We start from the raw sequence: 26693 nt of genomic DNA, 5'->3' as shown, positions 1-26693 counted from the left end.
TTCGAAAAAAGGGATTTGCGACGTTTGCGCCAACATATGCGGCCGGGTTCCGCGGTGGCAAATGAAAACCGGCCCATAATTGGGCCGGTCTCAAATTCAGATTGTCTGGCAGTTTTACGCCAGTGAACTGTCGATGCCTTTGCATGCCTCGATCAGGCCTTTCACGGCGTTGACCGAATTGTCGAAACCGGCTTGCTCGTCTTCGTTCAGCTTGATGTTTACGATGCGCTCGACGCCACCAGCGCCGATGACTGTCGGCACCCCGACATAAAGGCCGTTAACGCCTAATTCACCGCTGCAGTACGCCGCACAAGGCAGAACACGCTTCTGGTCCTTCAGATAGGCTTCGGCCATTTCGATAGCCGAAGTGGCGGGCGCGTAATAAGCCGACCCGGTTTTCAGCAGGCCTACGATTTCCGCGCCACCATCACGGGTGCGCTGTACGATGGCATCCAGCTTTTCTTGCGAGGTCCAGCCCATTTCAACCAGATCAGGCAGCGGGATACCGGCAACGGTCGAATAACGAACCGACGGCACCATGGTGTCGCCATGTCCGCCCAACACGAACGCGGTTACATCGCGCATCGAGACGTTGAACTCTTCCGACAGGAAATGCGCGAAACGTGCTGAATCCAGCACGCCAGCCATGCCGCAGACTTTGTTGTGCGGCAGGCCCGAGAATTCGCGCAGCGCCCAGACCATGGCGTCCAGCGGGTTGGTGATGCAGATCACGAACGCATCGGGCGCATGCGCTGCGATCCCTTCGCCGACCGACTTCATGACTTTCAGGTTGATGCCCAGCAGGTCATCGCGGCTCATGCCCGGTTTGCGGGCTACGCCTGCGGTCACGATGCAGACATCCGCGCCAGCGATATCGGCATAGTCGCTGGTACCTTTCATCGAAGCGTCAAAGCCTTCGGACGGGCCGGATTCGGCGATGTCGAGCGCCTTGCCCTGTGGCAATCCGTCAGCAATGTCAAACAGGACAACGTCACCCAGTTCTTTGACAGCTGCAAGATGCGCAAGCGTGCCGCCGATGTTCCCCGCGCCGATCAGCGCAATCTTGGGTCTGGCCATTTGGAATATCTCCGGTCGGTTTTGAAATCGCGGCTGTGCTAGTCGCTAAAACGGCATTAGGCAAGAGTTCTGCGACGTGGCATACAACCGCATACCGTTTGCGAGACCCCATATGGTTGCGCTAAAGGGCCTTTGAGACAAGCCAAAACCGGGACCGGTGCATGTTTGAATTAAACCTGATGTTTTTTGCAGTGGCGATCCCGGCGGTGATATTTGCGGGTATCTCAAAGGGCGGTTTCGGCTCGGGCGTGGCTTTTGCGTCATCATCGATTCTGGCCTTGATCCTAACACCCGGGCAGGCCCTTGCCCTGATGCTGCCGATTCTGATGGTGATCGATGTGGCCACTTTGGGCCCTTATTGGAAGCGGTGGAGCTGGAGGGATGCGCGCCTGCTGATCCTGGGTGCTGTACCCGGTGTGGCAATGGGGGCATGGCTTTACCGCTCAACGGATGATGACCTGCTGCGCCTGCTGATCGGCGGCATTTCGGTCGGGTTCGTGATCTGGCACATCGCACAGTCAAAAGGCTGGGTGCGCGGATTTGCCAGACGGTTGCCACCCTCCGCTGGCCTGTTTGCAGGGCTGGTCGCGGGCTTCACCAGCTTCGTCAGCCATGCCGGAGGCCCTCCAGCTGCCGTTTACCTGTTGTCCCAACGGCTGACAAAGACCGAGTTTCAAGCCAGTACGGTATTGGTTTTCTGGGTGATTAATATCGCGAAGTTTGTACCCTACGCTTATTTGGGCATGTTCACGTGGCAGACGGCATGGGCCGATATGCTGTTAACACCGTTTGCTGTTCTCGGTGCGTGGCTGGGCGTCCGCGCACATTTCATGTTGTCCGAACGCCTGTTCTTTGGAATTGCCTATGTGCTGCTAACCCTCACAGGCAGTAAACTGATCTGGGACGCACTTACATGATCAGGCGTTCGGGGGCAGCGCTTCGGCTACAGCCTCAAAAGCTTGCCCCGAAGCGACGAGGCAGGTGACCCCGTTGGGCAAGGTCACCGTGATGGTCCAACTGCCGCTTTGAGTTGAAGCAAAAAGCTCCATGACTGCGCCTTGCTGGGCCAGACCAAAGCCCCTGCGCGTTTCGCCATAAGTGTCGGTCAACCTTTTCAGCACATCCTCTCGCGGTGCGCAGTTTTGCCCCTGGGCCTGTACCTGTTGTGCCGCCAGAACCATGATCCCAAGTCCCATCGTCATCTTGAACATTGTCTTTCGCATCCCGAATCCTTTCGGTTCCCTCTGCTGGTCAGGGTGCGGCGTAGGGGCCGAAATTCAGTTAAGGCAAAGCACGTTGCGCCCTGTTTGCTGCGGTGCGGCAATTTTGGGGTTGAACTTTCCGGTAAAAAATGCCCCATTCCGCGCAACTTTATTTCAATGGGAGTGGTCCATGGATCCTCGTCAGCGCCCCTATCGTTCGGTTCTCTATATTCCTGGGTCCCGGGATAGGGCTTTGGAAAAGGCCCGCATTCTGCCGGTTGATGCAATCATCTTCGATCTGGAAGATGCGGTCGCGGCCGACGAAAAGGACAATGCGCGCGAAACGCTCAAGGCGGCTTTGGCTGCCGGAGGGTACGGGTCACGCGTCAAGATTGTCCGGATAAACGGGTTGGACACCGAATGGGGCCGTGCGGATGCCGAGGCTGCGCGCGAAATGGATGCCGACGTAGTCCTGTTGCCTAAGGTGAATTCGGCGGCTGACGTGGATGCGCTGGCTGCGATCACCGGAGATCTGCCGATCTGGGCCATGATGGAAACGCCGCGTGGAATGCTGAACGCGGCAGAAATCGCCGCGCATCCGCTGATGGCCGGATTCGTGATGGGAACAAATGATCTGGCGAAAGAGTTGCAAACCCGCTTCCGCCCAGATCGCCTGCCTATGATGTCCTCGTTAGGGCTGTGCTTGCTGGCCGCCAAGGCCGAAGGGCTGATTATCATCGACGGTGTTTACAACGCCTTCAAGGATGTCGAAGGTCTGGCTTTCGAATGTGCCCAGGGCCGTGATATGGGCTTTGATGGCAAAACGCTGATCCACCCGGCCCAGGTCGAAGTGGCAAATACTGCCTTCGCGCCATCGGATCACGAGATCGACCTAGCTCGCCGCCAGATCTCGGCCTTTGAAGAGGCCGAGGCGCTTGGCCAAGGGGTCGCCGTTGTCGATGGCAAGATTGTCGAAAATCTGCACGTTGTAACTGCCCGCGAAATTCTGGCAAAAGCAGAGGCGATATTAGCTTTGCAAGCGGGGTAGGCCAGCATGGGCTTTGTTCTTCTGATCTTGGGTGTGGCGCTGTGGTGGGGGGCGCATCTGTTCAAACGTGTGGCACCTGAACGCCGCGCCGCAATGGGTGACGCGGGTAAAGGCGCTGTTGCCCTGGCTTTGGTCGCGTCGATCCTTCTGATGATCTTCGGGTATCGCATGACCGACTTCATCCATGTTTGGGCGCCGCCAACCTTTCTGGTTCACGTCAACAACCTGTTGGTTTTGATCGCGATTTATATGATGAGCCCTGCGGGCACAAAAGGCCGGCTGCTGAACAAGCTGCGCCACCCGATGCTGGGCGGGTTCAAACTGTGGGCTTTTGCGCACCTGTTGGTGAACGGCGATCTGGCCTCGATCATCCTGTTTGGTGGCCTTCTGGTCTGGGCGGTGGTCGAAGTCATTGTAATCAACAAGTCTGAACCCGAGTGGACCCCGGCAGAGCCTGGCACTTACGGCAAGGATGCGATGTTCTTTGTGGCTTCGATCGTTCTGATGGGAATTATCGGATACATCCACGGGCTGGTTGGCCCATCTCCGTTCGGCTCATAAGGATTTGATTTGATGTCGAAACTTTATCGCTTGCTGACCGAAGAAGACACTTCGGCCTTCTGTCACAAGGTGTCCGACGCCCTGTCAAAAGGATGGGAGCTGTATGGCGACCCGGCTTACGCCTTTGATGCCAACGGCAACGTAATGCGTTGTGCGCAGGCCGTGACCAAAGAGGCCGAGGCCGACTATTCCCCCGACATGAAACTGGGACAGCAGTAATGGCGAAAACAAATCCGGGCCGATTTTTCGAGGACTATTCTGTAGGGCAGGTATTGCAGCATGCAGTACCTCGCACCGTGACCGAGGGAGAGCGCGGCTTGTATCACGCGCTTTATCCCGCACGTCACGCGCTTTACTCTTCGGACGAATTTGCCCGGGTCTGTGGGTTGCCGGAAAGCCCGATTGATGATCTGGCCGCGTTCCACATTGTGTTCGGCAAAACCGTGCCTGACATTTCCTTGAACGCGGTTGCCAATCTTGGCTATGCCGAAGGCCGTTGGTTGAAGCCCGTTTATGCTGGCGATACGCTGCGATCCGTATCAGAGGTTATCGGCCTAAAGCAGAATTCCAACGGAAAAACCGGTGTTGTCTGGGTTCGTACCCGCGGGTTGAACCAATTGGACGAGGTGGTTCTTGAATATGTGCGTTGGGTCATGGTGCGTAAGGCAAACATGGATGCACCCGCGCCCGAGACGGTTGTTCCTGATTTGAAGGCTGTACTTGATCCGCAGGACCTGACCGTGCCGGAAGGGCTCGATTTTGCAAACTACGATTTTGCCCTTGCGGGCGAGGCGCATCGCTGGGGCGATTATGAGATCGGTGAAACCATCGATCATGTGGATGGTGTCACCGTCGAAGAGGCCGAACATATGCTGGCCACACGTCTTTGGCAAAACACCGCCAAGGTGCATTACGATCTGACGTTCCGTCCGGAAGGCAGGCTCATTTATGGTGGGCATGTAATCTCGATGGCGCGGACATTGTCCTTCAATGGCCTTGCAAATGCACAGATGATTGTCGGCTTGAATGGTGGCGCCCATGCTAACCCTTGTTTTGCGGGTGATACGATCAAGTCATGGTCCGAAGTTCTGGACAAAGCGGAAACCGGGGTACCCGGCATAGGCGCTGTGCGATTGCGTTTGGTCGCGACCAAAGGCGGTGATCCGTTCAAGCTGAAGAACAAAGAAGGGCGGTACCTGCCAGACGTATTGCTGGATCTCGACTATTGGGCATTGATGCCCAAATAGGTGATCTGACGGATATGTGACGCCACGGCTTGCAAGGCGTGATAGGTTTGCACAATGAACCTGCTACGCGCGATATTGGCCAGCGTCACTCTGGCACCGGCGGCTCAGGCCTGCGATCTGGCCTTGGCTTTAGCCGTGGATGTTTCTGGTTCAGTCGATAGCAGCGAATATCGCATCCAGATGGATGGGTTGGCCGCAGGTTTGCGCGACCCGATCGTGTCCGAGGCGCTGGTGCGGGGGCAGGCGCGGCTGATGCTGGTGCAGTGGACCGGATCATCGCGCCAGCGGATCACTATTCCCTGGACCCGTATCGATAGCTTTGCCACGCTGGATCAGTTTGCAGACCAGGTTGCCGCCGATCCGCGCATCTGGCGGAATTTTTCGACGGCAATCGGTGAGGCGCTTCAAATGACCCTGAGTTCATTCGATTCGGTTTCAGACTGCCGACGGCACCTGATAGACCTGTCAGGGGACGGTGTGTCCAATGAAGGGATTGAGCCGACGCGGGTACATGCGGCCCTGCGCGCCGAGGGGATCGTTGTCAACGCGCTGGCTATTGAGGAAAGCGAACCGGATCTGACGGCGTATTTCTTTGAGAATGTCATCGTGGGCGAAGGTGCCTTTGTCGTTTCCGCCACCGGGTTCGCGGATTACCCGGAACGAATTCGCCGAAAACTGCTGCGCGAAGTGACGCAGCAAACAGCAGACCTGAAATGACGGCTTGAGAGATTCGTGATCACATCTCTTTGGCCTTGAAAACGCTAACATTGACAGCGCGGAATGTGATATGTGATCACGAGATTATTTTGTGTGATCACATATTTGAATTATCCGTGTAATTGAGCGCAATTTGATAGTTTTTGCACTCGCAGCACGTGACAGTGTCGCAAAAACCAGTAAAACGTTCGGTAGCCAACCGAAAAGGAGCCGCCATGGCCGATGTAAATCGGGGCAATCGCCCACTTTCGCCGCATCTGTCGATTTATCGCCCGCAGTTGACGTCGATCACGTCCATCCTGACGCGCATCACCGGCAACGCCCTTCTGCTCGCAGCTCTGTTGATCGTCTGGTGGTTTCTGGCCGCAGCAACTTCGCCCGAGGCGTTTGCAGTAGCGAATGGGGTAATAACCTCGATGCTTGGAGACCTTGTGATGGCGCTATCCGTTTGGGGGCTTTGGTATCACACGTTGGCCGGTGTGCGGCACCTGATCTGGGACAACGCGGTTGGTCTGGACCTTCCGACGGCGACCAAGCTGGGTTGGGCTGTTGTTATTGGATCGGTCGTCTTGACCCTTCTGACCCTTGTCCTCGTCGCGTGATTGGAGGCCTGACATGCGTTATCTGACCGACCGCAAACGCGCCGCTGGACTTGGCTCGGCGAAATCCGGCACTGCCCATTTCTGGGCGATGAAAGTCAGCTCGGTTGCTTTGCTGATCCTTGTGCCGTTGTTTGTATTTACATTTGGTCCGATCCTGGGCCAGCCATTCGAGGTCGTTCTCGACTACTACTCGCGACCTTTCCCTGCCATCGTAGCAGCACTGACGCTGGCGGTTGGCTTCAAACACTTCGCGGACGGTGCGCAGGTGATGCTTGAAGACTATGTTCACGGCACGCTTGAAAAGGTCCTGATCATTCTGTTGACTTGCCTGTCCTACGGCGCAGCAGCGGCTGGTATCTTCGCCATCGCGCGCATTGCCCTCTAATTCCCGGAGCTGAAAGAAATGGCTGCATACGAATACGAAACGCATGAATATGACGTGGTCGTTGTCGGCGCCGGTGGGGCCGGTTTGCGGGCGACGCTGGGTATGGCGGAACAGGGTCTGCGCACGGCCTGTGTGACCAAGGTTTTCCCAACCCGTTCGCACACCGTGGCGGCTCAGGGCGGAATCGCCGCGTCGTTGTCAAACATGGGCCCCGACCATTGGCAGTGGCATATGTACGACACTGTGAAAGGCTCGGATTGGCTGGGCGACACTGATGCGATGGAATACCTCGCGCGGGAAGCGCCCAAGGCTGTTTACGAACTGGAGCACTATGGCGTTCCGTTCAGCCGAACCGAAGAGGGTAAGATCTATCAACGCCCGTTTGGTGGTCACACCACTGAATTCGGCGAAGGCCCGGCAGTACAGCGCACCTGTGCCGCTGCGGACAGGACCGGCCACGCGATCCTTCATACGCTCTATGGCCAGTCGCTGAAGAACAATGCTGAGTTTTATATCGAGTACTTCGCTATCGACCTGATCATGTCCGATGACGGTCAGTGTCAGGGTGTTGTCTGCTGGAAGCTGGACGATGGCACGATGCATGTCTTCAATGCCAAGATGGTTGTGCTGGCGACCGGCGGGTATGGCCGCGCCTATTTCAGCGCGACCTCGGCCCATACCTGCACCGGTGACGGTGGCGGTATGGTGGCCCGCGCGGGCTTGGCGCTGCAGGATATGGAATTCGTCCAGTTCCACCCGACCGGCATCTACGGTTCGGGATGCCTGATCACCGAAGGTGCGCGTGGTGAGGGTGGTTACCTGACCAACTCGGAAGGTGAACGGTTCATGGAGCGGTATGCGCCCCAGTACAAGGACCTGGCACCGCGCGATTACGTCTCGCGTTCGATGACCTTGGAAATCCGCGAAGGTCGTGGTGTCGGTGCGGAGGGGGATCATATTCACCTGAACCTCAGTCACCTGCCAGCCGAGGCTTTGGCAGAACGTCTTCCCGGCATTTCGGAAAGCGCCAAGATCTTTGCCGGCGTGGATGTCACCAAGGAACCGATCCCGGTTCTGCCAACCGTGCATTACAACATGGGCGGTATCCCCACAAACTATTGGGGTGAAGTTCTGAATCCAACGGCCGAGAACCCGACAGCTGTGGTGCCGGGCCTGATGGCAGTGGGCGAGGCCGGTTGCGCCTCGGTCCACGGCGCGAACCGCTTGGGCTCGAACTCGCTGATTGACCTTGTGGTCTTTGGCCGCGCGGCGGCGATCCGGGCAGGCAAAGTCGTGGATGCGGAAGCTGCGAACCCAGTTCTGAACCAGGCATCGGTCGACAATGCCTTTGACCGGTTCGACGCGGTGCGCAATGCCAGCGGTTCCATCCCGACCGCCGAGTTGCGGCTTGAGATGCAGAAAACCATGCAAGCGGATGCTGCCGTATTCCGTACCGCCAAGACCATGGCCGAAGGCGTCGAGAAGATGACGGCAATCGCTGCCAAGATGGACGATCTGAAAGTCACCGACCGGTCGCTGGTCTGGAACAGTGACCTGATGGAAACGCTGGAATTGACCAACCTGATGCCCAACGCGCTGGCCACGATCGTCGGCGCAGAGGCGCGCAAGGAATCCCGTGGTGCCCACGCGCACGAAGATTTCTCTGCGCGTGATGATGAAAATTGGCGTGTTCATACGGTTAGCCGGGTCGAAGGCAACCAGGTCGAGCTTAGCTATCGTCCCGTGATCGTCGATCCGCTGACGACCGAAGACGAAGGTGGCATCAGCCTGAAGAAAATCGCGCCCAAGGCACGTACGTTCTAAAAGGCTCGGACAGCAGGCAATGGTGAGCAAGCGCCAAATACCCACGAAGACCGCAACGGCCATTGGCCAGCGGTCGGTCCGTGTCCGGTGCTTGTCATGACGGTCGAGGTCCTGCAATCCGGTTCAGGCGATCCCAAGATCATCCTGATCGGGCTGAACCGCTGTGCGACGACCTCGTTTCACAGGCTGTTTCAGAATAGCGGGATACCGTCGGTTCATTGGGAAGATGACCAGGGCCGAAACCTTGCGCACCGCATGTTGACCAACATAGCCATGGGGCGACGACCATTGGACGGGTTTGGAGCGGTGCGGGCCTTCACTGACATCGCTTTTGTCAGTTCGCGCTTCATGTTGGACGGGGCGCGTTTCTTCCGTGAATTGCATGCAGCTTACCCGAATGCCTATTTCTTGCTGAACACGAGGGACAGGGATGACTGGATAGCTTCGCGCGCCAACCATTCCGGTGGCGGGTATCTGGATCGGTGTTGCAAAGCCAATGGGCAGAGTGCGGATGAAGTGAAACACGGCTGGGCGCATATGTATGATGTGCACCATGCCGAGGTCGAAGCCTATTTCGACGGCAACTCGCGATTCCTGCGCTTTGATATCGACTGTGGTGATCCGCGGCGCGTTGCGGACTGGCTCGCGCCGGATTTTGACGTGAACATCGCCCATTGGGGGCATTATAACCGAGGGGCGTCCCAGCGCGCCCGGACAGGCTGAAAGGCGGCCTTGTGCTGAATGGAGAATTGACATGGTTCAACTGACCCTGCCCAAAAATTCCCGGATTACAACCGGCAAGACCTGGCCCAAGCCGGATGGCGCGACCAATGTGCGCAAGTTCCAGATTTATCGCTGGAACCCGGATGATGGTCAGAACCCCCGTGTCGATACCTACTTTGTCGATATGGACACGTGCGGGCCAATGGTTTTGGACGCGCTGATCAAGATCAAGAACGAAATCGACCCGACCCTGACATTTCGCCGATCATGCCGTGAAGGCATCTGCGGCTCGTGCGCGATGAATATCGACGGGATCAACACACTGGCCTGTATCTATGGCATGGATGAGATCAAGGGCGACGTGAAAATCTATCCGCTGCCGCATATGCCTGTGGTCAAAGATCTGATCCCTGATCTGACCCATTTTTATGCCCAGCATGCGTCGATCATGCCGTGGCTGGAAACCAAGACCAACCGCCCTGCAAAGGAGTGGAAGCAGTCGATCGAAGACCGGAAAAAGCTGGATGGTCTCTATGAGTGTGTGATGTGCGCCAGCTGCTCGACCTCGTGCCCGAGCTATTGGTGGAATGGCGATCGGTATCTTGGCCCCGCTGCTCTGTTGCACGCATACCGCTGGATCATCGACAGCCGGGATGAGGCCACGGGTGAGCGCCTGGACGAGTTGGAAGATCCGTTCAAGCTTTATCGCTGCCACACCATCATGAATTGCGCCAAGACCTGTCCCAAAGGTCTGAACCCGGCCAAGGCGATTGCCGAGATTAAAAAGATGATGGTCGAACGCGCGGTATAATCACCTGCACCGAATTGCGGCAAACGCATGTCGATCTTGCAAAATAAGGCGATGTAGCCCCGGCTGCATTGCCTTATTTTTCGCTCAGGGAGGAGTGATGAGTTTAAGTCAGGATCACTCCAATGAATGCAAACACATCCAAACAAAAAATCGACACTAAAGAAGCGCTGAAACTGCTGGAGCAGGCATGGGCCTACTACACGCCGGAACCGGTTAAAGCCGACAAAGAGCCCGAGCTGTTCGAATACGCAAACGCGGCCTGATCCAATACGACAGCCCTTGAAAAACTTCGGTCAATCGGCAAAGCAGAGGAATGCCTGTTCTTCTGCTTTTGTTGGCCGCCGGAGTGTTCGCCTATTTTTTCTGGCGGTCGCGCCATTCCACGCTGACACGGGATTGTCGTTGGCGACAGGACAGACGCCATGGCATCTGGCGGTGTAGCTTTTGTGGAGCGGCAGTCGCTGCGCCGGACCAACCTATGCGCTGTCTTAAGGCAAGTGATGGTTGAGAATAGGGCTTTTCGCGAGCCATAGAATCCGCCACTCTGCACGCCATGACCGGTTCTGAGAATACTGCCCGCCCCCCAGAAGATGCCGAAGCCCGTCGTTCGGTCGCCCCTGTCATTTGTTATCCGAACGATGCCTTGCCGCGACCAGATTTGCCCTGGATCAGATCTGTACGCCAACGGGCAGTCCAAACCGGCGAAGTCCTGGTTCCTCCGCGTGAGGCGCGCTGTTTTGATGTACCTGCCGGGCATTTCTTTCGTATCACATCGGTTGAAGGACCGCAGGTTGGCGATTTGAACCTGTGGAACCGCAATGATTTGTCCGAGCGCTTTTATTCCGGAAAAACGCGGGCTCTGCATGGCACGCACCTGACCACCGGAGAGCGGATGTGGTCCAGTTTCCCACATCTGCGGCCGATGGCCACGATCATAGCGGATACACTGGAATGGTACGGGATCGATACCCATGGGGGGTCGGTTCATGACGTGATTGGCACGCGTTGTGATCCATATACGGGCAATTTGCTGTCCGGCACGCAGTATCATCATTGCTGCCATTCCAACCTGACCCGCGCGTTGGCGGATCATCTGAATATCCCGATGGATGAGGCCGAACCCGCGGTGCACGACGTTCTGAACGTCTTCATGTGTACTGGTTTCACTCGGGATACTGGTCAGTATTTCATGAAAGCATCGCCCGTTCGCCCCGGCGACTATCTGGAATTCTTTGCCGAAATCGATCTGCTTGGCAATCTCAGCGCCTGTCCGGGTGGGGATTGCTCGTCCGAGCATTCCTCGGACACCGCCGCGTGTTATCCCTTGTTGGTCGAAACATTTGCCGCGACGGTCACAGACCTGGATGGCTGGGAAAGCCCGGCGCGCAATGGCTATGATCGCACGCACGGGCGTTAGGATCGGCGGGCACCCACCTTACTGCTAGTTGCCCGGGAATGCGGCCTGTAGCGCGATTTCCACCATGTCTCCAAAGCTGCTTTCACGTTCCGAGGATGGCAGAGCCTCTCCCGTCAGAAGGTGATCGGAAACGGTGAGAACTGCCAGAGCACGACATTTGTGGCGCGCTGCCAGGATATAGAGCTCGGCCGCCTCCATTTCGACGCCGAGAATCCCGTGACGCACCATCTGTTCGTTCAGGTCCGGGCGCTCATCATAGAAAACGTCCGAAGAATAAATCCCACCGACATGGGTAGGGGTTCCTTTGGCAGCCGCCACCTTCGCGGCCGCCTGCAACAAGCTCCAATCGGCGCAGGGCGCAAAATTCAGTTCTTTCATGATACCGCGTGACGGCGTACTCAGCGTCGTCGAAGTCATTGCCAGAATGACGTCTCGAATTTTGACACTGTCCTGCATTCCGCCACACGACCCAATTCGGATCAGGGTTTTTGCACCGTAATCGCGAATTAACTCGTTTACGTAAATGGAGAGCGAGGGCATTCCCATGCCGCTACCCTGTATCGTTACAGGATTTCCCTTCCAATTTCCGGTAAACCCAAGCATTCCCCGGACGTTATTGACCTGTTTCACATCGTCCAAAAACGTCTCGGCTGCCCATTTCGCCCGATAAGGATCTCCGGGTAATAGGACAGTGTCTGCAATTTCGCCTTTTTCAGCGCCGATATGAATTGTCATTGTTTTGATCCGCCCTGATCAGATTTCAAGATCGGAGATATCGGTACCCGCCTGCAACGCATCGTGCACCCATTTCGGCTTGCGGCCGCGACCTGTCCAGGTTTGTTCCGGATTGCCAGGATTGCGGTATTTTTCTTTTGTTTTCTTTTGCTTGGATGCGCGGGGTGCATCGCCTGAAAGTTCGGACAGCGAATACCCGAATTCTGCGGCAGCTTTTTCTGCGGCTTTCAAAGCCTCACGGCGCTCGCGTTTTTCCGCTCCTACCAAGGCTTTTTCGACATCGTCGCGCAATGCCAAAAGGTCTTTGCGCGACATCTGTTCAAGATTGAACCCCATCATTCATCTCCAAAGGATATATTTTACGGTACACTTGAGCGCGCACCGTAATTCTAGCGAATGGTTTATTCCATCCCAAATATCCAAAGCGAAGAAACGGGGAATTAAGGTTCTAAAACCTCAGTTACTCGGCTGCGAGGTTTTTGGGGTCAACCAGCGTTACAATATCGCTCATGATCGCATTAAGTTCAAAGTTTTTGGGGGTGTAAACCTTGGCTACACCCATGGCTTTCAATTTTGCGGCATCTTCATCCGGAATAATTCCGCCGACAACCACGGGAATGTGAGACAGGCCAGCCTTTTGCAGCCGATCCATTACATCTTCGACCAAAGGCAGATGGCTACCGGACAGGATCGACAACCCGATGACATGTGCGTCATCATCGCGGGCTGAGGTGACAATTTCTTCCGGGGTCAGCCGGATACCCTCATAGCTGATATCCATGCCGCAGTCGCGGGCACGGAACGCGATTTGTTCGGCGCCGTTGGAATGGCCGTCCAACCCCGGTTTTCCAACTAGGAATTTCAGGCGCCGTCCCAGTTTGTCGCTGACGGCATCAACCGCCGCGCGCAGGTCCTCCAACCCTTCGGTCTTGTTCGAGACCGAACCGGAAACGCCGGTCGGGCCACGATAAGTGCCGAAAACCTTGCGCATCTCTTCGGCCCACTCCCCGGTTGTCACACCCGCCTTGGCAGCGGCAATGGACGGCTCCATGACGTTCGCTCCTGTCTGAGCCGCCTGGCGCAACGCGGACAAGGTCGCTGTAACAGCCGCTTCGTCGCGCTCAGCCCGCCACGCGTTCAGGCGGTCGATCTGTTCCTGTTCTACCGCAGGATCAACGACCATGATGCCGCCATCTTCGGTCTGAAGGGGCGAAGCCTCGCCTTCCGTCCATTTGTTCACGCCGACGACCACAGTTTCGTTGCGTTCGATCCGGTTCAGACGTTCAGCGTTGGAATCCACAAGGCGGGATTTCATATACTCGATTGATGCAACCGCACCGCCCATCGCATCCAGATTCGCAAGCTCTGCCCGCGCGCCTGCTTTCAATTCTTCGACCTTGCCATCAACGGCAGGGTTGCCATCGAACAGGTCATCGAATTCCAACAGGTCAGTTTCATAGGCCAGAATCTGCTGCATCCGCATGGACCATTGCTGGTCCCAGGGGCGTGGCAGGCCAAGCGCCTCGTTCCAGGCAGGCAACTGCACCGCACGGGCGCGTGCATTCTTCGACAGGGTTACGGCCAGCATCTCGATCAGGATGCGGTAGACATTGTTCTCAGGTTGTTGCTCGGTCAGCCCCAGAGAGTTCACCTGCACACCATAGCGGAAGCGGCGGAACTTTGGGTTCTCGACACCATATCGCTGTTGCAGGATTTCGTCCCAAAGATCGACAAATGCGCGCATTTTGCACATTTCAGTGACAAAGCGGATACCAGCATTCACAAAAAAGGAAATCCGGCCGCAAAGCGCGGGGAAATCCTCGGCAGGTACTCGTGGGCGCAATTCGTCCAGCACGGCGATGGCTGTTGCCAGCGCATAAGCAAGTTCTTGTTCCGGTGTCGCGCCAGCCTCTTGCAAATGATAGGAACACACATTCATCGGGTTCCACTTGGGGGCATTGGAATAGCAATACTCGGCCACGTCCGCGATCATCTTCAGCGACGGTTTTGGCGGACAGACATAAGTGCCCCGGCTCAGATACTCCTTGATCAGGTCGTTCTGGACTGTGCCCTGCAACTTGGAAATGTCAGCGCCTTGTTCCTCGGCTGCGGCGATGTAAAGGGCAAGCAACCAAGGGGCGGTCGCGTTGATCGTCATTGACGTGTTCATCTGTTCCAGCGGAATCTGATCGAACAAAACCCGCATATCGCCCAGATGGCAGACGGGCACCCCGACCTTGCCAACTTCGCCACGTGCCAACGTGTGGTCACTGTCATATCCGGTCTGGGTGGGCAGATCGAAGGCTACCGAAAGACCGGTTTGCCCTTTGGCGAGGTTGCCACGATATAGCGCGTTCGAGGCCTTGGCGGTAGAATGACCGGCATAGGTCCGGATGAGCCAGGGGCGATCTTTCTGCATCTGCGTCATGAAGGGGCCTCGCGTTTCGGTGGGCAATAAAATTACGTCTATGGGTTCTAAAGCGCAATTTTCGGGACAAGTCAATTCGCTGCGTTGCGGCATCCTGCAATTGTTCAGATTGTGAGCAGCTGCGATTGGTGGCAAGGTGCGGCTATGACGCAAACCGTGGAACTTCCGCTTTGGCTTTTTGTGCTGATCGTGGTCTTTGCCATGGTTACTTTCGCTTCACATTTCCTGTTCCCGTCAGTCCGATGGTTCTTCCGCCGTCGGTTGGAACGTGCCGTGGCGCGTTTGAACCAGCGCCTGCAACGTCCGATCCAACCGTTCAAGCTGGCCCGTCGGCACGACATGATTCAACGGCTGATTTATGATCCACAGGTCGGTAAAGCGGTCCAGCATCACGCCCTTGAAACCGGAATACCCGAAGCCGTCGCATCCGAACAAGCACGCCGCTATGCCCGCGAAATCGTGCCGTCCTTTTCCGCCTTCGCCTATTTCAGTTTTGCGATCCGTTTGGCCCGGCTGCTAAGCAACACGTTCTACGAGGTGCGGCTTAGCTACGAAGACGAAGACTCGGTCAGGACCATCGACCCTGATGCAACCGTTGTTTTTGTGATGAACCACAGAAGCAACATGGACTATGTGTTGGTTACATATCTGGCGGCCCCGCATTCTGCTTTATCCTACGCGGTAGGAGAATGGGCTCGGGTTTGGCCGCTCAGCCGGTTGATCCGTGCAATGGGTGCTTACTTTATCCGGCGCAAGTCAGGCAGCGAGCTCTACCGGCAGGTTTTGTCCACCTATGTGCGCCATGCGACCGAAGCCGGTGTGACGCAAGCCATGTTTCCAGAAGGTGGTTTAAGCCTGACAGGAGCGCTCGCCCGCCCAAAGCTTGGATTGCTCAAGTACATAATGGATGGGACGACGTCGCAGGGGCGTGATGTTGTATTCGTTCCCGTCGCTTTGAATTATGATCGCGTGCTTGAAGACACCATTCTGACCCGCGCGGCGTTGGGAACAGAACGTCGTTTCCGGGCGCGGATCGGGGTCATCACGCGTTGGATTCTCAAACAGATCTGGCGGCGAGTGATCGGGCGCTACAAGCGGTTTGGGCTGGCATCGGTCCGGTACGGGCTGCCGATTTCTCTGAAAGAGTTCCGGGCCGAGGGTAGTGACGACATGATGACCGATCTGGCGCGTACATTGATGCAGCGTATCCAGAACGCGATCCCGTTGGTCCCGGCCCCTGCGGCCTGTTTGCTGATACGTGACAATGGGCCGATGGCGGAACAGGAACTGCGGTCCTCTATTCAGGCGATGATGGAACGCGACGGTAAGCAGACCCAAGACAATGCATTGGCCATATCAAGCGCATTGGACCAGTTGATTGAACGACGGATACTCAAGCGGCAGGGGCATATTCTTTCTGCATCTGGGCAACGCGGTGATCTGCTGGAGTATTATGCAGCATCTGTACCGGTGGCAGCGCGCCTCCTTGATTCTGCGGATGCAAAATAATTTCTGCAACTGCTGGGTCATAAAATTACAAATTTGCATCAAAAACGGTTGCAATATTTCGCGATGGCCAATATTTCATCTGATAAAGCGCGCGATTCTGCGTCGCGGCAAAAGTATTGAAAAAGGAGGCCAGCATGGCTTTGGACACCGAAACCGGTATCGCGTCGTATGAGGCACCCGAAAAAGACCTCTATGAAATGGGTGAGATCCCTCCGATGGGATATGTCCCGAAACAAATGTACGCCTGGGCCATCCGAAAGGAACGCCATGGCGAGCCAAACACTGCGATGCAGCAGGAAGTGGTCGATGTACCCACGCTGGACAGCAATGAGGTGCTTGTTCTGGTGATGGCTGCAGGCGTTAATTACAACGGTGTCTGGGCTGCACTGGGCCAGCCGATCAGCCCCTTTGATGGCCATAAGGCACCGTACCATGTCGCGGGTTCTGATGCATCGGGTATCGTCTGGGCCGTTGGTGACAAGGTCAAGCGGTGGAAGGTTGGCGACGAAGTTGTCATCCACTGCAACCAGGACGATGGCGACGACGAAGAATGCAACGGCGGCGACCCAATGTATTCGACCAGCCAGCGGATCTGGGGCTATGAAACACCTGACGGCTCATTCAGCCAGTTCACACGCGTGCAGGCTCAGCAGTTGATGCCGCGCCCCAAGCACCTGACTTGGGAAGAAGCGGCCTGCTACACGCTGACACTCGCGACAGCTTATCGTATGCTGTTTGGTCACGAACCGCATGACCTGAAACCGGGTCAGAACGTTCTGGTCTGGGGTGCCTCGGGCGGTCTGGGATCTTATGCAATCCAGTTGATCAACACAGCCGGGGCAAACGCGATCGGGGTGATCTCGGACGAAAGCAAGCGTGATTTCGTCATGGGTCTGGGCGCAAAGGGGGTTCTGAACCGCCGCGACTTTAATTGCTGGGGTCAACTGCCCACGGTCAATACGCCCGAATACGCCGAGTGGTTCAAAGAGGCCCGCAAATTCGGCAAGGCAATCTGGGACATCACCGGCAAGGGCAACAATGTCGACATGGTGTTCGAGCATCCGGGCGAGAGCACCTTCCCGGTCTCGACTTTCGTGGTGAAAAAAGGCGGCATGGTTGTGATTTGTGCGGGGACGTCCGGGTTCAACTGCACATTCGATGTGCGTTACATGTGGATGCACCAGAAACGCCTGCAGGGTTCGCATTTTGCCCATCTGAAACAGGCGGCGGCGGCGAACAAGCTGATGGTCGAGCGCCGCCTGGATCCCTGTATGTCCGAGGTGTTTGCCTGGAACGACCTACCGGAAGCACATATGAAAATGCTGCGGAATGAACACAAGCCGGGCAACATGTCTGTGCTTGTTCAGGCGCCGCGTACCGGGCTGCGCACTCTCGAAGAAGTTTTGGACGCAGGCTGATAAAGTTAAGGACGTTAGACAAAAACCACCCGCGAATCGCACTGCCGGTTCGCGGGTGGTTTGCTGTTTGCAGACCTTTTTCATGGTTTCAAATGCTTGCGATTCTTACTCCCGCTATTTTTGGGGAGTAGAAACCGGTGAATAGGTCGAAAAAGATCATACATGTTATGGTTGTGTTAACGCTTCGTTAACTGTTTCAGAGAGACCCTGATGGCGCAAAATGAGTGGATATTGGACGTACTATCGGACCTCAATGCGTTCGCCGTTGCGAATGGGTTGAGCGCGCTTGCAGAACAGCTTGATGATACAAGACTGATTGCCGCGGCCGAGATTGCGTCCCTGAAGAACGAGGCACGGGCGCCCGCGGATGGGAACGAAAACCGATTTGGGGCAAATCCTACAGGATTTGGAAAACACCAGCACGCTTGAAGAGCTCAGCATCGTTGCCGAGTGTCTGCGAGACACTTTGAAGGTCGCACATCTGACATATCATTGGGTTGACGGCGCGGGGGACCAATACGGCTATACGACCTACTCAGACGCCTGGGACGAACGATACAGGGAAAAAAACTATCATCGTATCGACCCTGTAATTCTGGGGTGTTTCCAGCGATTTCACCCAGTTGACTGGAAGTCTCTGGACTGGTCCAGCAAGGTGGCCAAATCATTCCTTCAGGATGCCCACGACCATGGGGTCGGCAATCAGGGATACTCGATCCCGATCCGAGGGCCAAACGGTCAGTTCGCTCTTTTTACCGTTAACCACAGCTGCGACGATCAAACCTGGCAGACCTTCATCTCGACCTACGGGCGTGAGTTGATTCTTGTTGCGCACTACATCAACCGCAAAGCGCTGGAGTTTGAAAAGGACAGGCAACCGGATGCCACGCGCGGCCTGTCACCCCGTGAAATCGACGCCATTACCCTTTTGGCACTGGGTTACAGCCGTGCTCAGGTGGCGCATTCCCTGTCGATTTCCGAACACACGCTACGCGTTTACATTGAAAGCGCCCGATCGAAACTCGGAGCCCTTAACACGACCCACGCAATCGCAACGGCACTCAGCCGGGGATTAATAGTGGTTTAAGGGCAGAGCGTACTCAAAACGCAATATTAACCACGACTCTGTACCCCCTTCGTTCCTGCACAGGACGACAAGGGGAAAAGTCATGTTGCGTTATCTATATGCCGATGAGTTACACAGATTTCCGACTCTGGCTGAGGGGATGTTCAAGGATCGCGCAGATCAGTTCAAAACCCGGTTGGGGTGGGATGTCCATGTCAACAAAAAAGGAGAAGAGCGGGATGAGTACGACGACCTCAACCCGCTTTATGTCATCTGGGAAGAACCGGATGGCAGCCATGGCGGGTCGATGCGGGTATTGCCGACAACAGGCCGGGTAATGATCAATGAGGTGTTTGGGCATCTCAACGGCGGCAAGCCGATTTGCAGCCCGCTGATCTGGGAGGTGACCCGGTTCTGCCTGTCCCGCACAGCCAGCCCGCACACTGCCGGGGCCATCATGCTAAGCGGGGGCGAGATGATGGAAGGCTTTGGCCTGACGCATATTGCCGGTGTTTTTGATGCCCGTATGATCCGGATCTATCGTCTGATCGGGTCGTCCCCCGAGGTTCTTGGAACCCAAGGCAAAGGGCGTGACCAGATCTCGGTTGGGTTGTGGCCCTATTCAGCGGATGATTGCAACCGCGTGGCTGAACGGGCAGGCATCCCGCGTGAGCTTTCGCGCATGTGGTTCAAGGCGGCTTTCGGGCGATCCAAACTGCACCGATTTGCCTTGTCTGCCTAAGGACCGGAAAACGCAATTCCGCATCTGGTGATGGTTGGCGCGGCCCTGTAGGGTCGCGCCATGTCTTTGCCCAACGTGACCTTCTCAGATGATCAGGCCGCCGCGTATGACAGCATCGCTGAGATGCTGCGCTCAGCCGGTGTCGACCTGGAGGACGATGCCCTTCTGAAACTGCCGGGGGCAGGGAAGTCTGGCGTGATGGCTGTCATCGGCAAGGCCGGGTCCGGCAAAACGTTGCTACTGGCCGAACTTTACAAAGCGCTGGCGGAGACCGGCGTTCAGGTCGTGTCCGGCGATTACGAAAGCCGGAAATCCAGAGACAAGCGCAGCCTTGCCATTCTGGCCCCCACGAACAAGGCCGCAAGTGTTCTGCGCCTTCGCGGTGTTCCGGCAACTACTATTCACCGCATCCTTTATACGCCGGTTTATGACCCGGAATACGAGCGTATCGCCGAGTGGCTGGCCGGAAATGATGAGCGTCCCGAGATCGAAGGTCTGACAGACGAAGCTTTGGACCGTGCTGCTGCGTTTTATCATAACAACAAATCGATACCCGGAGCGCTGGCCGCAGCCGGATTGCGCGGTTCAGATTTCATTACCGGTTGGAAACGCCGTGAGGAACCGCTGGATATCGGGTTTGTCGATGAGGCGTCGATGCTGGATGATCGTCAGTTCGAGGACCTGAAAGAGATATTCCCGACCCTTCTACTGTTCGGTGATCCCGCACAGCTGGCTCCGGTCAATCAGTCCGGCAGCATGGTGTTTGAAGCCTTGCCCGAACCGCGAAAGCTGACGCTTCAGCGTGTGCATCGGCAGGATGCAGATAACCCGATCCTGGATCTGGCGCACGCTCTTGCCGATCCGTCGATGGGATTTGAAGAATTTGAACGTCTGGTCGAAGACACTGCCCGGCGGGATGACAGGGTCGTTTGGGGGCAGCGGGTCGAAGTTGATCTGATGGCGCGCAGCCCGGTTCTGGTCTGGCGCAACGCCACGCGCATTCGTTTGATACAGGCGTTCAGGCAGGTTCATGGTGCACCGGATACGGAGCTTTTGGAAGGCGAGCCGCTGATCTGCGACGGGATCGAGTTGCCGTTGAAGCACCGCAAGAAGCGGTTGGATCTTGAGGCGCGCGGCCTGATCAAAGGAGCCCAGGTTGTTTATCTTGGTCCCGGTCGCAAACCGGGGTTTTCGCGCTTGCATGTGATGGGGGCCGAAGACCCTCAGGTCAGTGCTGCATCGATTGTCCAGATCGAAAAACCGGATGAGGAAGAGCCCTTCATTCCTTTTGCTGCCCGCATGGGGGCGACGTTTTTGCACGGGGCTGCGGTGACTATACATAAGGCACAAGGATCACAGTGGGACACGGTTCAGGTGTTTGCCCCTGACATTTACGCCGCGGCCCGTATGGGCCGTTCCGAGGCCGGGCAACCTTTGTGGAAGCGTTTGGCTTATGTTGCGATTACCCGCGCACAAGAGCGTTTGATCTGGGTGGTCCGTAACCGGCTGTCGAAACCCACCCACCCGTTGCAGATTGATGATTTGCGCGCGGTCCCCGCAGTTTCACTCACACTGGAGACAGAAGAGACATGGGTTCCATCATCGTAACTGGTGCAAGCTCTGGCATAGGTCGGGCCACCGCCGAGCTTTTTCTGGTGCAGGGCTGGACGGTCGGGTTGCTGGCGCGCAGCGCGGACAAGCTGAATGCCCTCGCGCAGGAATACCCGGCGGCCATAGCATTACCCGCAGATGTGACCGACCCGGACGCCGTCAAACAGGCGTTCCACGCCTTCATGGATCGGACAGGGCGACTTGATGTTCTGTTTAACAACGCTGGTATTTTTGCCCGCGGCGGCACAGTCGACGAAATCGCGCTGGACGATTGGTATCAAACCGTCAACGTCAACCTGAACGGTATGTTTCTATGCGCGCGCGAGGCCTTTGGGATCATGCGTCATCAAAGCCCGCAGGGCGGGCGGATCATCAATAACGGCTCGATTGCTGCGCATGTTCCGCGCCCGAATTCTGTACATTATTCGGCGACCAAACATGCCATTACCGGGCTGACGCGCAGCCTTTCACTGGATGGGCGATCCTTTGGAATTGCATGTGGTCAGATCGATATCGGCAATGCACGCACGCAGATGGTTCAGGATCTGGTGGATGCGGCGCAGGCGGCAGGCCAGACGCCGGACCCAACCATGGCGGTTGAAGATGCCGCGCGTTCCGTTCTGCATATGGCCACCCTGCCGCCCGAGGCGAATGTGCAGTTCATGACGGTCATGGCCACGACCATGCCCTATATCGGCAGGGGGTGAGTGTCAGTTTTCCCGCAACAGTCGGAACGCTGTCGACGCGCCCCAACCCGCGGCAATTGCGATAACCAATGACATCAGCCCGTACCAAACGGGTTGCTGACGGGACATATTGTACAGAAACCGCTCCAACCCGACTTTGCGGACATCGATTTTGGTTTCGTATTGCGATACAACCTCTCCTCCGCGGGTCAGGAAGATCCGAGCTGAGTAATCCCCTTCGGTCAGGTCCGCAGGCATGTCAATTGACGTCCGGAACAAGGTTTGTTCGTCCACGGCCACAGTGTTCTCGCGGATGGAATACAGCTGTTCAGATTCACGGATACGGATCACGGCATCTGCAAAATCCTGAGCACCACGGATGTGCATCGCCGCTCCGACCGACCGGATCGCGCGTTCGATCGAAATGCGGTGACGCAGGTCTTCGGTATCGGTCAGAATTTGATCCAACGGTTCGCTGGTGGCAACTGCGTAGAAACTTGGTGCCAGGTCGACCAGAACGCTATCGGTGTTTACCCAAATCCCAAGCTTTCGCTCTTTGCGGCGAACCGTTACGGGCTCGGACGGGCCTGCAACCGCTACAATAACCGCGACTGGTGGGCCTGGCGGAATGGGTGATTCCCGTTTGATGGCCCCGAAAATGAGGATCTCAGACCCGTCAAAGTCGGCAGTGATCGCAACACGATCCTGGCTGAGGCCCAGGACGACCTGCTCTTCATCGGCTGCGGCGGGCAGGCAGAACAGGCACAAAGCGGCAAAGACATAGCGCAGCATTCTTAATGCCCCCCGCTGTTGCCAAGCGAATAAAGCTCGGATGGTTCAAGAAGCAAATCAAGGGCCAGCTTGCCGCAGACGACCAGAACCAGCGCCGCCAACAGAACGCGTAGTTGTTCTGCCGGCATGCGCGAACCGATTACGGTTCCGATCTGGGCGCCAATGACGCCCCCGACCAGCAGCAAAACCGCCAGGACAATGTCCACTGTATAGTTGGTGGTCGCGTGCAGCATCGTGGTAAATGCGGTTACGAAGATGATCTGAAACAACGATGTGCCGACAACGACTTTCGTGGGCATTCCCAGCAGGTAAATCATCGCCGGGACCATGATGAAGCCGCCACCGACCCCCATAATCGCGGACAAGACCCCGACGCTTAGACCAACTACAACCGGTGGAATGACCGAGATATAAAGACCTGATGTGCGAAAGCGCATCTTGAAGGGCATCGAATGAACCCAGCCACGTTGGCGGCGCTTGGCTGGAGCTGCCCCGCCTTTCTTGGCTTTGCGCAGCGCCCTCAGGCTTTCGATGAACATCAGGCTGCCAATGATACCAAGGAAGACCACGTAACAAAGGGTTACCAGAAGGTCGACCTGGCCCAGGCTTTTTAGATAGTTAAAGACAACAACGCCCAATGCAGCCCCGACTAGACCGCCTGTCAACAAAACCGTACCCATCTTGAGGTCAACGGTCTTTCGTCGAAAATGGGCCAGCACCCCGGAAAAGGACGATGCAACAATCTGATTGGCCTCTGTCGCAACCGCAACAGCCGGTGGTATGCCAATGAAAAACAGCAGCGGCGTCATGAGAAACCCGCCGCCGACCCCGAACATCCCCGACAGAATTCCAACCATTCCACCCAGACCAAGGAGTAGAAATGCATTTACCGAGACTTCGGCTATGGGCAGGTAAATATGCATGATACCGTCACTTTGCGCTGGGTCTTGGCTTGCCTTCTATCAAACTCGAATTCAAGAGCGGTTATTGTCGCGTGGTACGGGGAAAACAACATCATACCCCTCCAGGCTCTGCCAGAGAAAAGATCTCCAACGGCGGCAATAGAAGGTCAAATCCGATCTTTCCGGCAACGCCTATGACCAGCAACGCCAACAAAATGCGCAGCTGTTCGGCTTTCAGACGTGCACCGATCTGCGTCCCCAATTGCGCGCCCAGAACGCCGCCAAGCAACAAGAACAGGGCAAGCACTATGTCGACGCTGAAATTTGTCGACGCATGTATCATGGTTGTGAAACCGGCGACGAAAATGATCTGGAACAGGGATGTCCCGATAACCACTTTTGTCGGAATGCCAAGAACATAGATCATCGCGGGTACCATGATGAACCCGCCGCCGACACCCATGATCGCCGACAGGATGCCAACACCAAACCCGACCAGTGCAGGTGGTATGACCGAGATGTACAGGCTTGATGCCCGAAACCGCATCTTGAAGGGCAGTGCGTGAACCCATGTGCGCTGGCGTCGCTTGGGGGCAGGTTGATTCCCGGACTTTCTGGCTTTTCGGATGGCGGCAAGGCTTTCAATGAACATCAGGGTTCCGATGGCCCCCAGAAACACGACATAGCAAATCTGTACAGCCAGATCGACCTGTCCGAGATGCTTGAGAAAATTGAAAACCACCATACCCAGGGCCGCGCCAAACAACCCTCCGGTCAGCAGAACGCTTCCCATTTTTAGGTCCACGGTCTTGCGCCTGAGATGCGCCAGCAATCCCGAAATAGAAGAGGCGACAACCTGATTGGCCGATGTGGCCACGGCAACCGCCGGGGGAATGCCGATAAAAAACAGCAGCGGAGTGATCAAAAATCCTCCGCCGACCCCGAACATGCCAGATAAAACACCGACGACCCCACCGATCCCCAACAGCAGGAATGGGCTGACAGAAACTTCGGCTATGGGAAGGTATACGTGCATACCCTCTTAGAACGGTTGCGGCATGCAAAATCAACTCTGCATGCCGCCTTGCAGCGAACAGGACCGAAACTCATTTCGGAACTGGCCTTATTAGCGCTCCTTGATGTAGGGCTCTCCGCCTGCACGCGGTGGTACGGCCTTGCCAACAAACCCGGCCAGAATAACGACTGTCAGAATATAGGGCAGGGCATCCATCACCTGGACCGGAATCACTATGCCGCCAAAATCGATGTTCTGGAACCGAAGTGCTACGGCCTGAAGCAGGCCAAACAGCAAACAGGCCCACATGGCGTGCCACGGGCGCCATTTGGCAAAGATCAGGGCAGCCAGTGCAATAAAGCCGCGACCAGCGGTCATTTCCTTGACGAACCCAGCCTGCAAAGCCGTTGCCAGGTAAGCACCTGCAATACCACAAAGTACACCACAGATCGCGACGGCTGCGAAGCGCAGGCCAACCACGGACACGCCTGCTGTGTCGACCGCTGCCGGGTTTTCACCCACAGCTCGCAGGCGCAGGCCGAACCGTGTGCGGAAGAGCACCCACCATGTCGCTGGGACCATCAGGAATGCGACATAGACAAGGATGGAATGGCCTGAGAGCAGTTCGGAATAGATCGGGCCGACAATCGGAACCCCTCCGAGCGCGTCGGAAAATGGAAAATTGATAGGCTCGAACCGGCCGCCACCAAAGAGCGAGGGCGTGCGACCGCCCTGCTGGAACCAGCTTTGGGCGACAAGCACCGTCAGGCCCGAGGCAAGAAAGTTGATGGCGACACCCGAGATCAGCTGGTTGCCCCGGAAGGTTATCGATGCCAACCCGTGCAGTCCTGACAGCACCAGTGACGATCCGATACCAGCCAGCAGGCCCAGCCAGACTGACCCTGTAACCGCCGCGACAGCCGCAGAAAAGAACGCGGCTACCAGCATCTTACCTTCCAGCCCGATGTCGAAAATGCCAGCCCGTTCCGAATACAGACCGGCCAAACAGGCCAGCAAAAGCGGCGTGGAAAGGCGGATGGTCGAATCCAGAACCTGGATGAGGGTTACAAAGAAGTCCATTACTCTGCCCTCTTCCGCATACCAAGGAACAGTTTCTCAAGCGGCATCCGTACCATGTTGTCCAGTGCCCCAGTGAACAGGATCACCAGCGCCTGAATGACCACGATCAGTTCGCGGGGGATCGATGCCCACAGTGCCAGCTCGGCCCCGCCCTGATACAGGAACCCGAACAAAAGCGCGGCCAGCAATACGCCGAAAGGATGTGATCGCCCCATAAGGGCCACTGCAATCCCGATGAACCCAGCACCCTCGGTCGAGTTCAGGACAAGGCGCTCCGCCTCGCCCATGACGTTGTTGATGGCCATCAGACCTGCCAGCGCACCCGAGATCAGCATCGCAACAATGGTAATGCGAACCGGCGAGATGCCGGCATAGACCGCGCCGGTTTCTGAGTGGCCGTAAGCACGGATTTCATAGCCCAGCCGGGTCCGCCAGATCAGCGCCCAGACGACGACACAGGCCAGCAAAGCGATGAAGAACGTAATGTTTACCGGAGCCCCCCGGAACACCACGTTTTCTGCGGTCGAGAACATTGACTGGAAAGTTGGCAGATGGACGGATTCGGGGAACCGTGCGGTTGCCGGGTCCTGCGACCCTTGCGGGCGCATGACATTGACCAGCATGTAGTTCAGAAAGGCAGCGGCAATGAAATTGAACATGATCGTGGTAATCACGATATGGCTGCCGCGCTTGGCCTGAAGGTAGGCTGGGATAGCGGCCCAAAACGCACCGAACAGCATTGATGCCGCGCAGGCCGCAAGCAATGCAATGCTCCAATGCGGCCAGTCGACGTACAGGCAAACCATGGCCACCCCAAGACCGCCCAACATCGCCTGACCTTCGCCACCAATGTTGAACAAGCGGGCGTGGAATGCGACGGCGACCGCAAGGCCGGTAAACATGAAGTTTGTCGCGTAATAGAGCGTATAGCCCCAGCCATAGGTTGACCCCAACGCGCCTGTAACCATCAGCTTAACAGCTTCGACGGGGTTTTCTCCGATGGCGAGGATGACTAGCGCAGACAGGAAAGCGGCCAGCAACAGACTGATCAGCGGGATCAGAACGACATCGGCCCATTTAGGCATTTTTTCCATC

At 56.5% G+C, this 26693-nt stretch carries 29 protein-coding genes; 19 read left to right on the top strand and 10 right to left on the bottom strand.

Annotated elements, in window-relative coordinates:
* Positions 1 to 114 precede the first annotated feature (114 nt).
* Entirely contained in the window at positions 115 to 1077 is a 963-nt protein-coding gene (gene mdh / locus ACR0M9_RS08415) for a malate dehydrogenase (RefSeq protein WP_267363196.1), read from the bottom strand.
* Positions 1078 to 1238: 161 nt separating this feature from the next.
* Here mdh and ACR0M9_RS08410 point away from each other — a divergent pair, with 161 nt between their 5' ends.
* A complete protein-coding gene (locus tag ACR0M9_RS08410) occupies positions 1239 to 1994 on the top strand; it encodes a sulfite exporter TauE/SafE family protein (protein ID WP_267363195.1) in 756 nt (251 codons plus the stop codon).
* Here the strand turns inward: ACR0M9_RS08410 and ACR0M9_RS08405 are convergent, their stop codons facing one another.
* Positions 1995 to 2300 (bottom strand): hypothetical protein, encoded by a 306-nt coding sequence (locus tag ACR0M9_RS08405; protein ID WP_480773327.1) that lies wholly within the window; start codon positions 2298 to 2300, stop codon positions 1995 to 1997.
* Between the two features lie 169 nt (positions 2301 to 2469).
* Between ACR0M9_RS08405 and ACR0M9_RS08400 the strand changes: the two genes are divergently transcribed.
* The 12 genes from ACR0M9_RS08400 (at position 2470) to ACR0M9_RS08345 (ending at position 11614) form a co-directional block, all read left to right on the top strand.
* Positions 2470 to 3327, top strand: coding sequence for an HpcH/HpaI aldolase/citrate lyase family protein (locus ACR0M9_RS08400; protein WP_480773326.1), 858 nt, complete (start codon positions 2470 to 2472; stop codon positions 3325 to 3327).
* 6 nt (positions 3328 to 3333) lie between these two features.
* A complete protein-coding gene (locus ACR0M9_RS08395) occupies positions 3334 to 3888 on the top strand; it encodes an NnrU family protein (protein ID WP_480773325.1) in 555 nt (184 codons plus the stop codon).
* Between the two features lie 12 nt (positions 3889 to 3900).
* Positions 3901 to 4107: a DUF1737 domain-containing protein gene (locus ACR0M9_RS08390; RefSeq protein WP_480538983.1), complete on the top strand. Its 207-nt coding sequence runs from the start codon at positions 3901 to 3903 to the stop codon at positions 4105 to 4107.
* Positions 4107 to 5135, top strand: coding sequence for a MaoC family dehydratase (locus ACR0M9_RS08385; protein WP_480773324.1), 1029 nt, complete (start codon positions 4107 to 4109; stop codon positions 5133 to 5135). Before ACR0M9_RS08390 ends, ACR0M9_RS08385 begins: the two co-directional genes overlap by 1 nt.
* Before the next feature lie 54 nt (positions 5136 to 5189).
* Positions 5190 to 5852: a DUF1194 domain-containing protein gene (locus tag ACR0M9_RS08380; protein WP_480585574.1), complete on the top strand. Its 663-nt coding sequence runs from the start codon at positions 5190 to 5192 to the stop codon at positions 5850 to 5852.
* A 215-nt stretch (positions 5853 to 6067) separates the two neighbouring features.
* Positions 6068 to 6454: a succinate dehydrogenase, cytochrome b556 subunit gene (sdhC, locus tag ACR0M9_RS08375; protein WP_267363810.1), complete on the top strand. Its 387-nt coding sequence runs from the start codon at positions 6068 to 6070 to the stop codon at positions 6452 to 6454.
* A gap of 13 nt (positions 6455 to 6467) precedes the next feature.
* Positions 6468 to 6839 (top strand): succinate dehydrogenase, hydrophobic membrane anchor protein, encoded by a 372-nt coding sequence (gene sdhD / locus ACR0M9_RS08370; RefSeq protein ID WP_267363812.1) that lies wholly within the window; start codon positions 6468 to 6470, stop codon positions 6837 to 6839.
* Between the two features lie 18 nt (positions 6840 to 6857).
* A complete protein-coding gene (gene sdhA, locus ACR0M9_RS08365) occupies positions 6858 to 8663 on the top strand; it encodes a succinate dehydrogenase flavoprotein subunit (RefSeq protein WP_480773323.1) in 1806 nt (601 codons plus the stop codon).
* A 96-nt stretch (positions 8664 to 8759) separates the two neighbouring features.
* Positions 8760 to 9386 carry a sulfotransferase gene (locus ACR0M9_RS08360; RefSeq protein ID WP_480773322.1) on the top strand — a complete coding sequence of 209 codons (627 nt, stop codon included), beginning with the start codon at positions 8760 to 8762 and terminating at the stop codon, positions 9384 to 9386.
* Between the two features lie 31 nt (positions 9387 to 9417).
* Positions 9418 to 10197, top strand: coding sequence for a succinate dehydrogenase iron-sulfur subunit (locus ACR0M9_RS08355; RefSeq protein ID WP_152456842.1), 780 nt, complete (start codon positions 9418 to 9420; stop codon positions 10195 to 10197).
* A gap of 122 nt (positions 10198 to 10319) precedes the next feature.
* Positions 10320 to 10460 carry a hypothetical protein gene (locus tag ACR0M9_RS08350; protein ID WP_480483162.1) on the top strand — a complete coding sequence of 47 codons (141 nt, stop codon included), beginning with the start codon at positions 10320 to 10322 and terminating at the stop codon, positions 10458 to 10460.
* 290 nt (positions 10461 to 10750) lie between these two features.
* Positions 10751 to 11614 (top strand): urea carboxylase-associated family protein, encoded by an 864-nt coding sequence (locus ACR0M9_RS08345; protein WP_480483164.1) that lies wholly within the window; start codon positions 10751 to 10753, stop codon positions 11612 to 11614.
* A 24-nt stretch (positions 11615 to 11638) separates the two neighbouring features.
* On the opposite strand, the gene deoD is transcribed toward ACR0M9_RS08345, so the two are convergent.
* From deoD to ACR0M9_RS08330, 3 genes are all read right to left on the bottom strand, one after another.
* Positions 11639 to 12349, bottom strand: coding sequence for a purine-nucleoside phosphorylase (gene deoD, locus ACR0M9_RS08340; protein WP_480486656.1), 711 nt, complete (start codon positions 12347 to 12349; stop codon positions 11639 to 11641).
* An 18-nt stretch (positions 12350 to 12367) separates the two neighbouring features.
* Complete coding sequence (locus ACR0M9_RS08335) at positions 12368 to 12685, bottom strand: H-NS histone family protein (RefSeq protein WP_480483168.1); 318 nt, start codon at positions 12683 to 12685, stop codon at positions 12368 to 12370.
* A 124-nt stretch (positions 12686 to 12809) separates the two neighbouring features.
* Positions 12810 to 14870, bottom strand: a complete 2061-nt coding sequence (locus tag ACR0M9_RS08330) for a methylmalonyl-CoA mutase family protein (protein WP_480773321.1) — start codon at positions 14868 to 14870, stop codon at positions 12810 to 12812.
* 51 nt (positions 14871 to 14921) lie between these two features.
* Here ACR0M9_RS08330 and ACR0M9_RS08325 point away from each other — a divergent pair, with 51 nt between their 5' ends.
* From ACR0M9_RS08325 to ACR0M9_RS08300, 6 genes are all read left to right on the top strand, one after another.
* Positions 14922 to 16286, top strand: a complete 1365-nt coding sequence (locus tag ACR0M9_RS08325; RefSeq protein ID WP_480773320.1) for a 1-acyl-sn-glycerol-3-phosphate acyltransferase — start codon at positions 14922 to 14924, stop codon at positions 16284 to 16286.
* Positions 16287 to 16420: 134 nt separating this feature from the next.
* Positions 16421 to 17704, top strand: a complete 1284-nt coding sequence (ccrA, locus tag ACR0M9_RS08320; RefSeq protein WP_480475116.1) for a crotonyl-CoA carboxylase/reductase — start codon at positions 16421 to 16423, stop codon at positions 17702 to 17704.
* 367 nt (positions 17705 to 18071) lie between these two features.
* Complete coding sequence (locus tag ACR0M9_RS08315; RefSeq protein WP_209506490.1) at positions 18072 to 18791, top strand: helix-turn-helix transcriptional regulator; 720 nt, start codon at positions 18072 to 18074, stop codon at positions 18789 to 18791.
* Positions 18792 to 18873: 82 nt separating this feature from the next.
* Complete coding sequence (locus ACR0M9_RS08310) at positions 18874 to 19512, top strand: acyl-homoserine-lactone synthase (RefSeq protein WP_267363827.1); 639 nt, start codon at positions 18874 to 18876, stop codon at positions 19510 to 19512.
* 60 nt (positions 19513 to 19572) lie between these two features.
* Positions 19573 to 21120, top strand: a complete 1548-nt coding sequence (locus ACR0M9_RS08305) for an ATP-dependent DNA helicase (protein WP_480773319.1) — start codon at positions 19573 to 19575, stop codon at positions 21118 to 21120.
* Positions 21102 to 21830, top strand: a complete 729-nt coding sequence (locus ACR0M9_RS08300; RefSeq protein WP_480486666.1) for an SDR family oxidoreductase — start codon at positions 21102 to 21104, stop codon at positions 21828 to 21830. Before ACR0M9_RS08305 ends, ACR0M9_RS08300 begins: the two co-directional genes overlap by 19 nt.
* Before the next feature lie 3 nt (positions 21831 to 21833).
* Here ACR0M9_RS08300 and ACR0M9_RS08295 read toward each other — a convergent pair whose 3' ends face one another.
* The 5 genes from ACR0M9_RS08295 to ACR0M9_RS08275 form a co-directional block, all read right to left on the bottom strand.
* Positions 21834 to 22601, bottom strand: a complete 768-nt coding sequence (locus tag ACR0M9_RS08295) for a TIGR02186 family protein (RefSeq protein ID WP_480483180.1) — start codon at positions 22599 to 22601, stop codon at positions 21834 to 21836.
* A 2-nt stretch (positions 22602 to 22603) separates the two neighbouring features.
* The gene (locus ACR0M9_RS08290) at positions 22604 to 23524 is read right to left on the bottom strand and encodes a sulfite exporter TauE/SafE family protein (RefSeq protein WP_480475128.1); all 921 of its coding nucleotides are present in this window, start codon (positions 23522 to 23524) and stop codon (positions 22604 to 22606) included.
* A 91-nt stretch (positions 23525 to 23615) separates the two neighbouring features.
* On the bottom strand, positions 23616 to 24539 hold the full coding sequence (locus ACR0M9_RS08285) for a sulfite exporter TauE/SafE family protein (RefSeq protein WP_480506749.1): 924 nt from the start codon (positions 24537 to 24539) through the stop codon (positions 23616 to 23618).
* Between the two features lie 90 nt (positions 24540 to 24629).
* Positions 24630 to 25598, bottom strand: coding sequence for an ABC transporter permease (locus tag ACR0M9_RS08280; RefSeq protein WP_480773318.1), 969 nt, complete (start codon positions 25596 to 25598; stop codon positions 24630 to 24632).
* The gene (locus tag ACR0M9_RS08275; RefSeq protein WP_480773317.1) at positions 25598 to 26692 is read right to left on the bottom strand and encodes an ABC transporter permease; all 1095 of its coding nucleotides are present in this window, start codon (positions 26690 to 26692) and stop codon (positions 25598 to 25600) included. The genes ACR0M9_RS08280 and ACR0M9_RS08275 overlap by 1 nt, the downstream gene beginning before the upstream one ends.
* Between the last annotated feature and the right edge of the window lies 1 nt (position 26693).

This window comes from Ruegeria sp. CH2 (assembly GCF_056537065.1).
Note: the sequence above shows the minus strand (reverse complement) of the source record. Positions and strands in the feature narration are given on the sequence as shown.